This is a genomic window from Occallatibacter sp. (assembly GCF_049802275.1).
Lineage (GTDB): Bacteria > Acidobacteriota > Terriglobia > Terriglobales > Acidobacteriaceae > Telmatobacter.
In genome coordinates, this window is record NZ_JBARMD010000065.1 from 1 (window position 1) to 13,614 (window position 13,614).

The 13,614-nt window shown below is 59.4% G+C and carries 11 protein-coding genes; 5 read left to right on the top strand and 6 right to left on the bottom strand.

Annotated features, from left to right (window positions below; translation table 11 throughout):
* Positions 1 to 237: 237 nt before the first annotated feature.
* The 4 genes from WA354_RS02200 (at position 238) to WA354_RS02215 (ending at position 4,271) form a co-directional block, all read left to right on the top strand.
* The gene (locus tag WA354_RS02200; protein ID WP_472811376.1) at positions 238 to 1,494 is read left to right on the top strand and encodes a magnesium transporter MgtE N-terminal domain-containing protein; all 1,257 of its coding nucleotides are present in this window, start codon (positions 238 to 240) and stop codon (positions 1,492 to 1,494) included.
* Positions 1,495 to 1,592: 98 nt separating this feature from the next.
* Positions 1,593 to 2,096 (top strand): hypothetical protein, encoded by a 504-nt coding sequence (locus tag WA354_RS02205; protein ID WP_472811377.1) that lies wholly within the window; start codon positions 1,593 to 1,595, stop codon positions 2,094 to 2,096.
* Between the two features lie 36 nt (positions 2,097 to 2,132).
* Positions 2,133 to 2,663, top strand: a complete 531-nt coding sequence (locus WA354_RS02210) for a hypothetical protein (protein WP_472811378.1) — start codon at positions 2,133 to 2,135, stop codon at positions 2,661 to 2,663.
* Positions 2,664 to 2,789: 126 nt separating this feature from the next.
* Positions 2,790 to 4,271, top strand: coding sequence for a nitronate monooxygenase (locus WA354_RS02215; protein ID WP_472811379.1), 1,482 nt, complete (start codon positions 2,790 to 2,792; stop codon positions 4,269 to 4,271).
* 60 nt (positions 4,272 to 4,331) lie between these two features.
* On the opposite strand, the gene WA354_RS02220 is transcribed toward WA354_RS02215, so the two are convergent.
* From WA354_RS02220 to WA354_RS02230, 3 genes are all read right to left on the bottom strand, one after another.
* A complete protein-coding gene (locus tag WA354_RS02220; RefSeq protein WP_472811380.1) occupies positions 4,332 to 4,871 on the bottom strand; it encodes a VOC family protein in 540 nt (179 codons plus the stop codon).
* Between the two features lie 172 nt (positions 4,872 to 5,043).
* Positions 5,044 to 5,379, bottom strand: a complete 336-nt coding sequence (locus tag WA354_RS02225) for an ArsR/SmtB family transcription factor (protein ID WP_472811381.1) — start codon at positions 5,377 to 5,379, stop codon at positions 5,044 to 5,046.
* Between the two features lie 22 nt (positions 5,380 to 5,401).
* On the bottom strand, positions 5,402 to 5,872 hold the full coding sequence (locus WA354_RS02230; RefSeq protein WP_472811382.1) for an SRPBCC domain-containing protein: 471 nt from the start codon (positions 5,870 to 5,872) through the stop codon (positions 5,402 to 5,404).
* A 111-nt stretch (positions 5,873 to 5,983) separates the two neighbouring features.
* Here WA354_RS02230 and WA354_RS02235 point away from each other — a divergent pair, with 111 nt between their 5' ends.
* Positions 5,984 to 7,570, top strand: coding sequence for an amidase (locus WA354_RS02235; RefSeq protein WP_472811386.1), 1,587 nt, complete (start codon positions 5,984 to 5,986; stop codon positions 7,568 to 7,570).
* Positions 7,571 to 7,625: 55 nt separating this feature from the next.
* On the opposite strand, the gene WA354_RS02240 is transcribed toward WA354_RS02235, so the two are convergent.
* The 3 genes from WA354_RS02240 to WA354_RS02250 all read right to left on the bottom strand — a co-directional run.
* Positions 7,626 to 10,622 (bottom strand): protein kinase domain-containing protein, encoded by a 2,997-nt coding sequence (locus WA354_RS02240; protein ID WP_472811383.1) that lies wholly within the window; start codon positions 10,620 to 10,622, stop codon positions 7,626 to 7,628.
* 301 nt (positions 10,623 to 10,923) lie between these two features.
* Positions 10,924 to 12,444 (bottom strand): phospholipase C, encoded by a 1,521-nt coding sequence (locus WA354_RS02245; protein ID WP_472811384.1) that lies wholly within the window; start codon positions 12,442 to 12,444, stop codon positions 10,924 to 10,926.
* 227 nt (positions 12,445 to 12,671) lie between these two features.
* Positions 12,672 to 13,614 (bottom strand): glycoside hydrolase family 172 protein (locus WA354_RS02250; RefSeq protein ID WP_472811385.1); only part of this gene is annotated, 943 nt, incomplete at its 5' end.

Here is a 13,614-nt window from a genome sequence, read left to right on the forward strand (position 1 = left end):
GAAGAGATTGGTTTCGGTCGTATCTGAACAATCCCATTAGTTATGTTTTTGCCAACATACTTCGCGGCCGACTGAAAATGGTCGGACTTTCGGCGACGAATTTCCTGCAGAATTGCGTCGTGATTTCTTTGTTTGGAATGAGTGCGGTGGAGCGTCAGGCGGCGATAGCACGCTGGACAGCAGCGGAGTGTTCGAGCCGATCGATCGAGTTCCAGTGCGGCGCAGTACACTCAACCTATGAACCACCGCACGACGACTCGCGTGAGTTTGACGGCACTGCTGGGGACGGCGGTGACGGATCCGCAGGGGCACGTGCGCGGCAAGCTCAAGGATGTTGCGGTTGCGACAGGGGCAGAGGCCGGGCAGGTTGCGGGGCTGGTTCTGAAGACGCGCGACGGCCTGTGGATTGTGCCTTCGCAGGATGTGCGGGAGACGCCGGCGGGAACGTTGGAACTGAAGTCGCCGGAGATGCTGATTCCTTTGCAGGATCAGGGGAATTATCTCTACCTGGCGCAGGACCTGGTGGACCGGCAGATCATCGACATCCACGGGCGGAAGGTGGTTCGCGTAAACGACGTGGACCTGGAGTGGATGGGCGATGGCGCCAAGCACCTGCTGCGCGTGGCTGAGGTCGAGGTTGGGCTGCGCGGGGCCTTTCGGCGCGTGTTTAAAGGGATGCTGCCCAGGGCTTCGCTCGAATCGCTGTCGCGCAAGTTCAAAGAGCGTGGGATTCCCTGGCAGTTTGTCGATGTGATCGAGGTGGATCCGGCGCGGCGGGTGAAGCTGCGCATCGAGTACGAGCGACTGGCGGAGATGCATCCGTCAGACCTGGCGGAGATTCTGGAGGATCTGGCTCCGGCGGAGCGCGACGCGGTGTTTACCTCCCTGGATGAAGAAGTTGCGGCGGACACACTGGAAGAGGTCGATCCGAAGCTGCAGCTTTCGTTGCTGGAGAAGCTGGACGAAGAGAAAATCGCCGACATTGTCGAGGAGATGGATCCCGGAGCGGCGGCGGATTTGCTCGCAGAGCTTCCCGAGGACCGGTCGGACGCGATTCTCGAGGAGATGGAGCCGGAGGAGCGGCACGAAGTCGAGGAGTTGCTCGAGTTCGACGAGCACTCGGCGGCGGGCGCGATGACCACGGACTTCGTCTATCTGGGGACAGATGCGACGGTTTCGCACGTAGGACCGGCACTGCGCAGCTTCGATGGAGACATCGAGACCGTGACCGAGATCTATCTGCTGGACGATAAGCGGGTGCTGCGCGGTGCCGTACCGCTGGCGCGGTTGGTGATGGCGCAGCCGGATGCGCGCTTGATGGTGCTAGCCGAGGCGCGCGTGCTGTCGTGCCCGGCGGACATGAAGCAGATTGACCTGGCGGAGATGTTCGATAAATACAATCTGCACGCCCTACCCGTGGTGGATACGCAGGGCCGTATGGTGGGCGTAGTGACGGCCGATCACGTGATCAGTTTCCTGCGAGAAAAGTTATAGTCCGGCGGGATAAAGTCCTGCTAACCTTGCGATTCATAGAACAATTTGTGTGATTAGGTTCGAGGATTTCCGGGCTGGTCCATAGACTGGAGAAAGAAATGCCGCAGGACACTCGAGAATACGTTCCGCCGCTTGAGCGTGAGAGCCTCAGCCGGCGCGAAATGGAGTTACCGCCTGCAATTCGCGCTTTCGCGTGGTTCTGCTTCCTTCGCGCGGGCGTGGATTTTATCTTTGCTCTTCTTGTTGGATTTGCTCCGAAATCGGCGCTCGCGATTTTTGTCGCTGAAACGTTTGGAGATCGCATTCCATACGTGTCGGCGGAAGCCGAGTTTTTCATTTTTGCCGCCTTCTTCGCCTACGTAGGTTGGAAATGGATGGCACGAGACTGGCGTATTCGCTGGTTTGTCATGTTTATGTCCGGCGCATTCGCGGCGAGAATCCTGGTTTTACTGCTGGTGGACAGGGCCACGGCGGCGCACGGCAAGATCTTGCACGCCGAGACGGAACTCGAGCTTGGCATGCTGGCAGTATTCAACCTGCTCATCTGCGCTTACCTGGCCTTTTATCCTGGCATGGCCCAGGCATTCAACGAGAGGCCATAGACCAATCAACAGGCCGTGGGGCCCTGGAGAAAGTTTATGCCGCCGCGAGATCCCATTAGAACGTATGTGCCGCAAAAGATTCAGACGGGCCCTGTTCGCGAACGGGGCGACTATGTGGAGCGGCACAAGATCCCGACGCTGATCCGGTGGTTCATCTGGCTGCTGGCGTTTCGCTCGGCCGTGAACCTCATCTTCGCACTGATCGTGGGGCTGGCGCCCGACTCGGATGTCGCGAAGTATGTGGCGATAAACTTTGATGCATGGCCGAAGCAGATGCCGCCGGAAGCGGTGTTTTACGTGAGCGCTTTCCTCTACGGGATGACCGCCTGGCGATGGGCAAGCCGTGACTGGCGGGCGCGCTGGGCAGTGATGTTCATTTCGGGAGCGACGGCGGCGAAGATGCTGGTGAATTTTGCCGCTGACCATGCTGTGGGGAATCCGACGCCCATGACGCAGTCCCAGGAACTGGCGCTCCTCACGAGCGTCGTGATCAACTTCATGATTTGCGGGTATCTAGCGTTCTATCCCGGGATGGCGGAGGCGTTCAAAGAAACGCCCTGGGAATGAACCTGCGGGCTGGGCGGGCGGCGTTCAGTTGGGCGAAATCAGAGGGTTACCGTCGGTGTTGTTCTTCTGGAACAGTTTGGCCAAAGATCACAGACGTTTTTTCCAGATTTGTGAAACAATTCGTGGATGGTCCAATTTCCTCGGATTATCCAGGGCGGCATGGGTGTTGGCGTCTCCAACTGGCGCCTCGCACAGGCGGTCTCAAAGCTGGGACAACTCGGAGTTGTCTCGGGAACAGCGATAGACCAGGTGCTGGTGCGCAGGCTGGCCGATGGGGACAAGGGCGGCTACATGCGCCGGGGATTGGACGCGTTTCCGTTTCCGGATATGGCGAAGCGCATCTGGAATGACTACTTCATTCCGGGCGGGAAGCCGAGCGGAACACCCTATCCGACAACGCAGATGCACCAGCGGCGCGATTCGCGTAGCCTCATTGAATTGTTGATGGTGAGTAATTTTGTTGAAGTGTTTCTTGCGCGCCAGGGCCACCTGAACAAGGTCGGCGTGAACTTCCTCGAAAAAGTACAGCTACCGCACCTGGCTTCGCTTTACGGAGCGATGCTGGCAGGGGTGGGCTACGTGCTGATGGGAGCCGGAATCCCGCTGCATATTCCGGGCGTGATCGACAACCTGGCGGCAGGGAAGCCTGCGGAGTACCGGCTGGCTGTGGCGGGGGCTGCCACAGGGCAGGACACGATGATGAGCTTTGACCCGGCGGAGTATGCGGAAGGGCCGCTGCCGGCTTTGGAGCGTCCGCGGTTCCTGGCAATTGTTTCGTCGAACACGCTGGCGACCACGATGCTGCGGCGCGCAACCGGGCGTGTGGACGGCCTGGTGATTGAGAGCCCGACAGCAGGCGGACATAATGCTCCGCCGCGCGGCAAGCTGCAACTGAATGAAGCCGGCGAACCAATCTACGGCGAGCGCGACAAGGTAAACATCGCAGAACTGCGCGAGCTGGGCGTTCCGTTCTGGCTGGCTGGTGGCTATGGCCATCCGGACAAGGTGAAGGAAGCGGTGGACCTGGGCGCGGCTGGCGTGCAGGTGGGCACGGCGTTTGCATTCAGCGAAGAGTCGGGAATGCGCGCGGACCTGAAGAGGACGCTGTTGTCGCAGGCTATGGCGGGGACAGGAAAGGTGTTTACCGATCCGCTGGCCTCCCCCACGGGATTTCCGTTCAAGGTTGCGCAACTGTCGGGTTCGTACTCCGATGAGGGCGTGGCGCAGGCGCGGACACGGGTTTGCGATCTTGGCTATCTGCGCGAGCCTTATGCGATCGACGAGGAAAAGATTGGATATCGCTGCTCGGCGGAGCCGGTGGCAAATTACGTGGCCAAGGGCGGCAAGATCGAGGATACAGTGGGCCGGAAATGCCTGTGCAACGCGCTGATGGCCAACATCGGTCATGCGCAGACGCGCAAGGATGGATCCGCTGAACCTCCGCTGGTGACGATCGGAGACGATCTGAATACCGCTGCGCAGTTCTTGACAGCGGAGCGGGAGAGCTACTCGGCCTCGGATGTGGTGAAGGAACTCCTCAGCAAAGTGGATCTGGAGCCAGCCAAGGTGGAAGCGCTGCCGCTTGAGAAGGTGCTCGCGACAGCGTAGCCGGAACCAGGGGTCGAGGTAAATTTTCCGTTCAGTCAGAGCCGGGTCAGGGCTTCTTTGTCAGGCCGGCTTGTTCGACTGGAACATCCAGCGGACTCCGAATCTGTCGTTAAGCGCGCCGTAGGCTCCGAAGAACATCTCCTTCAGCGGATCGGTTACGTTGGCGCCTTGGGAGAGCTTTTCGAACAGGGTCTTCAACTCATCGAACGTTCCGCCACTCAGATATAGGCAAACAGTGTTTCCGGGGACTCGGGGGCGATTGAGCATCAGCCAGTCGGATGCCGAGATCTCAATCGTGCCGCTGCGCAGCCGCGCGTTGATGGTCTTCTCCTGCTGGAATGCGGGCATGTGTTCTTTGGCCGGCGAATCTTTCACCTTTGTCGACGTGAGTTCTCCGCCGAAGACAGACTTGTAGAACTCCATCGCATCGTGACAGGTGCCGTCGAATAACAGGTACGGGGTGAGGGTCATCGTTCTTTCTCCTTCAGCGGCCGCGATTGCGGCGCAGGCTCTTGAAAATGTGGGCGAGGTGGCGATGATTGTCGTCGGAACTGCGAGGGCGACAAATTGATGGCGTGAGAGACCGGTGGATTTGGGCATGGTTTTTCACTCCTTACCCACGTGCGACAAGTAGCCTGTGGGTAATGCTTTGGTCGGGCTGACATCTTGAATTGAGGAAACAGCAACTCCTTCGACTTCGCTATGCTTCGCTTGGGACGGCGGTGATTCGCGCTTTCCCACCCTTGCTGCGCAAGGATGGGGCACCAGATGGCTAGGGGGTTTTGTCCTCTTCGGCGAGGAACGCGCCTAAGCGATCGAGCTTTCGTTCCCAGGCGGTGCGGTGGTCGCGAATCCATTGCTCGAGAGCGCGAAAGCCGGCGGGTTCGATGCGGCAGGTGCGCACTCGTCCAAGCTTCTCAGTGTGCACCAGGCTCACCTCTTCGAGGATCTGCAGGTGCTGCGCAACTGCGGTCAGCGTGACGCCGAGTGGCTCAGCCAGCCTCGAAACGGACATGGGACCGCCGGTGAGATGGTCGAGGATCGCGCGACGCGTGGGATCCCCCAGCGCGTGAAACAGGCGATCAATTGGCGGATTCGGCGTGGGCATGGCTGGCTCGATTCTCGGCTGGTTAGCTGGCGAGGTCTTTTTCGAGGCGATCGAAGAGCGCCTTCCATCCGTGTTCGATCATCGCCGGGCCGTCGGGCCACTCGATATACGTTCCTTGATTGGTGAAGACCAGATTGGTTCCGGATGCGGACCGGACGAACTCGAGTGTGAGCACGGCGACCAGAATGGGTTTGCCATTCAGGGACATTCTGGTGGTGGTGACGATTCGATTCTCCGGCGTGATGTCCTGATAGGTGGACTCGTTGGCGATTTCGGAGCCGGCGATCGGATGGCCTTCCTTGAAGCGGTAACTGAAGCGCTCAGTGCCACCAACACGGAACTCCATTTCGAATTCCTGGATTTCATGGTCTCCCTCGGCGTACCAGCGGCGCTTCCGTGCGGCCTGGGCAAAGGCGGCGAAGACTCTCTCGGGCGGTTGAGGATAGTTGCGGTCGATAACGAATGTGCTGTGAACGACGGTGGGTTCGGACATTGAGGATTCCTCCTGCGGGCTTCACAATAGTGAAGCAACAACTTCAGTATTGGGCAGACCGGGATAATTGTCAAGTGGATACTTCAGTATTTTCCGGGGAGCAGAAAAGCTCTGCATGCAGGCACCCCATCTGAAGCAGCCCGTTACAATGCGACGATGAATCTAAATTGCAGGTTGTTGAACGTGTGTATGGTTGTCGTAGCGATGGTTTCAGTTGCCGCGAATGGTGCTGCACAGTCGGCCGAAGCCGCAACCAAGGCAGCGATCGCTCAGGTGCAGGTGATCGATCCGCGAGTCCACGCAGTGTTAGCACTCGACCCGACAGCGCTGGATCAAGCGCGGGCAATCGACCAAAGCCGTAAAGCGCGCGGGCTTCTCTATGGGTACGCAATTCTGCTGAAGGACAACATTGAGGCGGATGGGCCGCTCGCCACAACCGCAGGCAGTATGGCGCTGCTTGACAATGTTACGCATCGAGATGCGCCGCTGGTGGCGCGATTGCGCAAAGCGGATGCGGTGATCCTGGGAAAGACCAACCTGTCAGAGTGGGCAAATATCCGGTCGAATGCGTCGATCTCGGGATGGAGCGGTGTCGGCGGACAGACGCGCAATCCTTATGCGCTGGATCGCGATCCATGCGGCTCCTCGTCAGGCAGTGCCGTCGCGGTGGCGGCTGGCGAGGTGAAAGCGGCGATTGGCACAGAGACTGACGGATCAATCACGTGTCCTGCAGCCGTAAATGGAGTTGTAGGTTTGAAGCCGACGGTCGGGCTGGTGAGTCGCGGGCGCATTGTTCCCATCAGTCACAGCCAGGACACGGCTGGACCAATTGCGGTTGATGTTGCGACTGCGGCTCGCGTGCTTGCGGCGATTGCCGGTTCAGATCCAGGTGATCCGGCGACGAAGGATGCCGATGCGCATATCTCCAACTATCTTGCTGCTTTGAAGCCGGACGCGCTCAAGGGCGCCCGGATCGGTGTGTTGCGATTCGCAACCGGGTGGTCCGCAGGGACTGACAAGGTATTTGAGCAGGCGTTGGCTGTGCTGAAGGCCCAGGGCGCAACACTCGTCGACATCACTGATTTGAAAGACCGCGACAAGATGGGGGATGCCGAGGGACTCGTGCTCAATACGGAGTTGAAAGTGGATCTGAACAGCTATCTGGCGACCACGCCGGCGACTGTGAAGACACGCACACTGGCTGACGTCATCGCATTCGACGCCGCTCATGCCGATCGCGAACTCGCACTCTTCGGCCAGGAACTCTTCGTGAAGGCCGAAGCGACCAAAGGGCTCGCTGACCCGGCATACAAGACTGCGCGCGAAACTTCATTGCGCATCGCCGGGCGCGACGGGATCGACGCGATGCTGGAGAAGGATCACCTGGATGCATTGGTGTGCCCGACGGTAGCGCCGGCCTGGAAAATCGATGCCGTAAACGGCGACCAGGTGGGTGGCTCCGGTGCGGGCGGACTGGCTGCAGTTGCCGGGTATCCGCATCTCACTGTTCCGATGGGGATGGTGATGGGGCTTCCGGTCGGCTTGTCCATCATGGGACCAGCGTGGAGCGAAGCTCGTCTGCTCGGTTATGGGTATGCGTTCGAGAAGGCCGCCAAGGTGAATGCGCAGCCGAGGTTTTTGCCATCGATCGAAGGGGCTCCGCCGATTGCTCCTTTGCTTGAGCCACTGAAGCGCTGAAGAGACTCTGCATGGGTGGTTTCGCGAGTGGAACTTCGGCGGATCCAAGGCTTCGCTAGTCCACTCTTCCCAGGTAGCGGTCGAGCCAGTCGAGCGTTGTCTTCACCAAGACCGTCCGCTGCTCTGTGACATCGTGAGGAGTGTCGAGCACGACGTGGCTCTTCTGGTCTGGCGGCGTTCCCAGCATTTGGAACAACGGGTTCTGCGCCTTGTCCAGGGGGAACGTGTAATCGTAGCGTCCGTTCACCATCAGCACCGGGATCTTGATCCGCGGCGCGAAGTCGGCCTGGTCGCCGCCCGGCGGAGCTGCGTCCAGAAAATATCCTCCGTCCAGAAAGATCGCCGTCTTCAACCGATCCTGCAGCAGGGGAACAATGATGACGCCCGCGGCCGACCCCATGCTCACGCCAAGATACGCCATCGCCTTATGATCGATATCCGGCCGCGTATCGAGATAGTCCAGTGATCGTGACACGTCCTTGTACCAATCCGTCGTCATCGTAATGTTCTGCGAACCGCCGGGCAGACTATATTTCATTCGCCTCTCATACGTGTCTTCGTACACCGGGTAGATGACCGCTCGCCCGCTCTGCAGAATGTAGTCGAAGAACTTCACGTCGCCCAGTTCGTTGCTATTCGGCGGTAAGAACATTACCCGTGCGCTGGGGAAAAACACAACAGTCTGGTAAGGAGCCTTGGCCCTTTTCGGCAGAAACAAATATGCCGACATCCGCTCACCGTTGTACGCCGCATCGAACGACACTTTTTCCTCGCGCCAGTCCGCAGTTTCGTGAACAACTCCTTCCTCTTTAGCATTGAGCGGAGATTTGGCATACGCGTAGAGCAGTCCGTAGGCCCGGAATACCTCGTCACTCACCGGTTTCACCTTGCTGAAATCGCGCGAAACCCGGCGGATTGGCCCCGTCACTGCCGTCGGAAGTGGTGCCGTGTTTACGACACAGCGGAATCCATTTCCCGCCGCGCGATCGTACGGAGAAAGCGCCTCCGGGCTCATGGATAAATAGTTTGGCGACATCCACGACCCGCCCAGGATGAGTCGATCGTCCCCGTCCACCATGTTGGCGACCCATTCGCGGGCATTGCCCACCATGTCATAGGTTCCGAACGGCCCCACGCCCTGGTAGGTTCCAACCGCCGCCGCGGAATTGCTGCTGATATTGCTCTCCGGCACTGTGTAGTCTGCCTCGTCCGGCGGAGCCGCTTCATACCACTGCGCCATCGTCGGCAGGCTCTTCCCGGCAAACTTCGCATAGGCCGAGGCTTCGTACCAGCTCACCCCCGTTACGGGATAATCGGCCTGCCCTTCCGGAAAGTGCCCCGCCGTCCATGTCGATGGCCCCGAGCGGTCCGTCGAATCGCGAAACATCGCCATTGCCTCGTCACGCGAAAGCTTGCGGCTATCTTTTTCAAACTCCGCCGGCCAGTATTCCGTCTTCTGATAGCCTCCGCCGTCGACAAATTTCTGATATTCGCGGTTCGTCACTTCAAATCGATCGACGAAGTGCGAAGGCAGCTTGTAGGGTCCGACCCACCCGATAAATGCGATATAGCTGCCCCACGACGCAGCCGGAACATACACCATCCCTGCCGGAGCCTTTTGCTGTTCCGCCAGCGAGAAGGTCATCCTGCCGTTGGTATCCGGCGCTACAACCATCTGCTCGAACCCCGCCTTCGTTACCCGCCAGCGGTAGTACCCCTGTGGCAACCGAACATTCGCCAGAGGTGTTGTGCCCAGAGCTAGCCATGCGCTTTTGGGGAACAGATAGTCCTGTACTTCGACAGTTGCCCCCTGTGGATCAGTGTTGATCGCAATGTTCTCTGTCTTTTCCGCGGCAAACTGCTTCAGGGTCGCATCATTGGGCAACGCCTTTTCGGCCCGTCGCAAGATCTCCAGAGCGGCCAGCGGCTCCCGCGAATCCATGAGACTCTGAAATTGAGGTATCGCTTCGACACGCGCCCAACGCCGCTCCGTGGCCCACCGATAAATCCAGATTCCTGCCACTGAAATCAGCGTCGCTATCGCAAGCATCACGCCGACCATGCGCAGTCTGCCGCTCTTTCCGGGCGCAACCGGCACCACGCTTCCCGAGAGCTTCGCTAATAGATCCTGTGTGGCCTGCGTGAATTCTGCTGCTGTCTGGTAGCGCCGGTCCGCATCCTTCTCGAGAGCTCGTGCGGCAATCTGTTCCGCCTCCCTCGGCGCATCGGGGCGCACTTCCCGAAGAGGCACAAGGGGTGCATCAACAACCGCGCGCATAACTCCCAGACCGCTTTGCGCCTCGAACGGCGGCCGCCCGGCAAGCGATTCGTAATACACAGCACCCAGGCTCCACACGTCTGTGCGTGCGTCAACTTTCTTGCCCAGCGCCTGCTCGGGCGACATGTACGCCGGTGTGCCCATCACTCCCTGTACATCGGTGACTGAAAGTCCGGCATTCCCTTGCGAAAACAGCTTCGCAAGTCCAAAATCGAGAACCTTGGCGCGCCCTTTCGGCGTAATCACGATGTTCGCGGGCTTCAGGTCACGATGGATTACGCCCTGCTCGTGAGCTTCCTCAAGCCCTTCGGAAACCTGCAGAGCGATTAAACTCGCCTCTTTCGCGTCCATCTGGCCACGTCGCAGCCTCACAGCCAGCGACTCGCCTTCCACCAACTCCATGACGATGTAATCGATACCATTCTCTTCACCGGTGTCATACACCGCAGCGATATGAGGATGATTGAGCTTGGCCAGAGCCAGCGCTTCGCGTCTGAAGTGACGCCGCGCCTCGTCATTGACCAGCAACCCCGCGCTTAGGACCTTGATTGCCACATCGCGCTCGAGCTTCTCGTCACGAGCGCGATACACCACGCCCATTCCCCCAGCTCCCAGCGAGTTGAGGATCAAGTACCGGCCGAGCTTTTTCCCAATCCCAGCTGACAGTGCCGGCATAGCGACGGTTGGTGAATCGCCAGACGCGTGATACGTCTCCGCTTTACTTTGGCTAAACCCATCTCGCTCGACCAGCAGCGATTCTACCCGGCGTCGCAATTCTCCGTTGCCCTTGCACGCGGAATCAAGGAACGCAGTTCGCTGTGCTCCTGGCAGAGTTAGAGCTCTGCTGCATAATTCTTCAGCTGCAGACTGCGGAATCTCCATCGCTTGGTCCGAGGAACTTGATCCGGGGTGTGCTCCCGACTTCACCTTACCATGCGACCGACGCCGTTCGACTGACCCGAAATTCACCCAGCCGCTCCGCCTCCGACCGCGCTCCCTTGAGAACAAAAACGCCGTTCACCCACTTTAGGCATACGCACCGGAGCGTCCCTCAATTGCGTCCGGGGCGCGGCTTTCAGCACTTACCGCTGGCGCGAATGGGAGAACCGGCTTCCTGTGTGGGCATGGTTTGCGTGGCGGGAAGGGTGTAGCCGGAGAATCCGGCGAGGTTGTTGGTGCACTCGGCGATGACGGTGGGTATGGCGGCGACAGTGGAAGGCAGAGAAGGAATAGAAGTGTCGGGCTTCGTAAAGTTTAAGGCGCTGGTCATATCGCCGACGGTAGCGCGGCGCCATGCGGAAAGATTGGGAACTTCTGCGCCGAAGCGTGTCTCGAGGAAGCGAAGGACAGAGGTGTGGTCGAAGAGATCGGAGGAGACGAAGCCGCCGCGGCTGAAGGGCGAGAGAACGAGCATGGGCACGCGGAAGCCGAGTCCGATGGGTCCGTTGATGGAGCCTTCGACAGTGGGGTCGGGGACGGGTGAAGCCGTGATGTATTCCCCGGCGGTTCCTGGAGGGGCGGTAACCGGCGCGACGTGATCGAAGAAGCCACCATTTTCATCGTAGGTAACGAAGAGGAGAGTCTTCGCCCACGCGACGGGATTTGCGGTGAGTGCGGTGATGATGGCGGAGAGGGTATTCTCGCCGAAGAGCGCGGGAGATGGAGGATGGTCGGAGGTGACGACCGATCCGATTATCCAGCAAACCTGGGGTAGATTTCCGGCGAGGGCGTCGGCAACGAAGTCGGTGGGGAAGATGGGGTTGAATGCGTTCTTGTAAAGCGTGCTGGTGGGGTCCTGGAAGTTTTTAAAGTAGGGGAGGACGTTGTCAGTTTCGATGGAGCCGAATGCGCTGGCGTCTGGGGTTGAATAGACCTTCCACGAGATGCCGCGCGTCTGAAGTTGTTCGGGCATGGTGGTGTAAGTGAGCTTGCCGAACAAGGAGGAGCGATTATTGACGAGCGTCTGCAGGACGGGACCGCCATTTTTGCCATCGGGATCGATAGAGGCGGCCATTGTGTAGAGGCGATTGGGATCGGTGGGCCCGATGACGGAGCAGCAGTAGTTGTCGCAGAGGGTGAAAGCATCGGCAACTGAGTAATAGTAAGGGAGATCGGCGCGCGTGTAGTAGCCCATGGAGAGCACGGCGTCGTTGGCGTTGATGGGCAGACGCGAGGTGACGAAGCCGTCCATGGCACCGTTGTTCCAGCTCTGGTGCTGCGGGATCCAGTCGTGCGTAATGTCGTGGGTGCAGGCGGCACTGGTTTGCGTGGTATCGAGGTGGAAAGGCAGAAGCACGCCGGCGGGAGCGCTGGATGTGTTGGCAGGATATGGCTGATTGAAGGCCGCGCTCTGATCGGCGAATCCGCGGACGCCGCGATAACTGCCGAAGTAGTGATCGAAAGAGCGATTCTCCTGGATGAAGATGACGACGTGGTCGATGTCGGTGATCTTGGCGCATGAAGTGTTTGTTCCGGGATTAGAGGAAGTGCCAGAGTGACCGCCGCATCCGGAGAACAGAGAGCCCGTCATGCCTGCGGCTCCGGTAGCGGCTGCCAGCTTTATGAGTTCACGGCGAGTAAGTGCTTTGGGGGGCATGGGAGATCGAAGTTCCTCAATCGGCTTGGATGCCGATTGGATCCTGTGCGGTCTTCCAGGTGAGGGTTTGTTGGCGTAACTCGTTTGCGCGCAGGGAATAGCCGAATCCGGATAGAAAAGCAGATCCTTCGCGCCGCTTACCCACAGATGATGAATCATCCGCGGGGCGCCAGACGTGCGGCGCTCAGGATGACACGGTTCAAAGTCTGATGAGGTGCGGAATCACGTTAGCTCGGCATAATCACTTTGGGCACGCGCGCTTCGGCGGGTGGCAGCGGGGGGAACTCGGCGTGGGGCTCGGTCTGGTACCAGTAGGCGACTGAGTAGAAATCGTCCGCGCGATCGTTGGCATGACCGTGTTCGATGGTGACCTTGATCGATTTGTCGAAGGTGATGAAGCCTTCGGTGTGCCAGCGGTAGAGACAGTAGCGACCGCCGATCTTTTCAGGGTCGACGATGTAGGGCGCGCCCTGGCGAAGGTTCGCAAAAGCGTTCCCGTAGAAATCCCATGCACCGTTGTAGTAGTCCTCCGTGCCGGTGCCGTTAATGGTAGGCTGCGGATCGCCGTCAATGAAGAACATGTCATCGCCTTCGCCGAACCAGCCGTCGGCGTTCTGCAGCACGCCGTGGGTGACGCCGACGAAATGTCCGCGGCCGGTGGCTTCGAGGAAGACGTAGTTGTCGGCGCCGTCGAGATCTTTGCCGCTCGTGTCGGCGGATTTCTTGCAGGGCGCGGCCTGGCGATATTGCGCGTGGAAGCGGCCGAGGTCGGGAGGCAGCGCGGGGACGGTGGTGTAGTCGATAGCAAAGTAGAGGTTGTTGGTGCGAACTTTGCCCTCGTTGGTGAGGGTGATTTTAGCGGCGGTGTCGAAGGGCATCTGGAAGTAGGCGTTCAGAGCCTTCATGGGCGCGACGACGAGCAGAGTCGACTGATAGACGAAGTAATCTCCGAGCATGAGGCCGTAGAAATCGCCGATGGGGGCCTCGATGGAGGGCGAGGATTCACCATCCCACCACGCTCGGAGTACGAGGTTCTTGAGGTGCATGGGGTCAGGTGAGTTGATGGTGAACCAGATGTGGGTGATGACGCCGGGACCTTTAACGTCGAGCAGCGTGACAGTAGCGCCGGGATCGACGGGGGTGAAGTCCTCGTTGCCGCCGGTGCGGTCC

Bases quoted from the DNA above. Each gene is read 5' to 3' on its own strand.
- WA354_RS02220 (WP_472811380.1), bottom strand. From the start codon at position 4,871: ATGCCCAAATCCACCGGTCTCTCACGCCATCAATTTGTCGCCCTCGCA.
- WA354_RS02245 (WP_472811384.1), bottom strand. From the start codon at position 12,444: ATGCCCCCCAAAGCACTTACTCGCCGTGAACTCATAAAGCTGGCAGCC.
- WA354_RS02225 (WP_472811381.1), bottom strand. From the start codon at position 5,379: ATGCCCACGCCGAATCCGCCAATTGATCGCCTGTTTCACGCGCTGGGG.
- WA354_RS02210 (WP_472811378.1), top strand. From the start codon at position 2,133: ATGCCGCCGCGAGATCCCATTAGAACGTATGTGCCGCAAAAGATTCAG.
- WA354_RS02230 (WP_472811382.1), bottom strand. From the start codon at position 5,872: ATGTCCGAACCCACCGTCGTTCACAGCACATTCGTTATCGACCGCAAC.
- WA354_RS02215 (WP_472811379.1), top strand. From the start codon at position 2,790: ATGGTCCAATTTCCTCGGATTATCCAGGGCGGCATGGGTGTTGGCGTC.
- WA354_RS02200 (WP_472811376.1), top strand. From the start codon at position 238: ATGAACCACCGCACGACGACTCGCGTGAGTTTGACGGCACTGCTGGGG.
- WA354_RS02205 (WP_472811377.1), top strand. From the start codon at position 1,593: ATGCCGCAGGACACTCGAGAATACGTTCCGCCGCTTGAGCGTGAGAGC.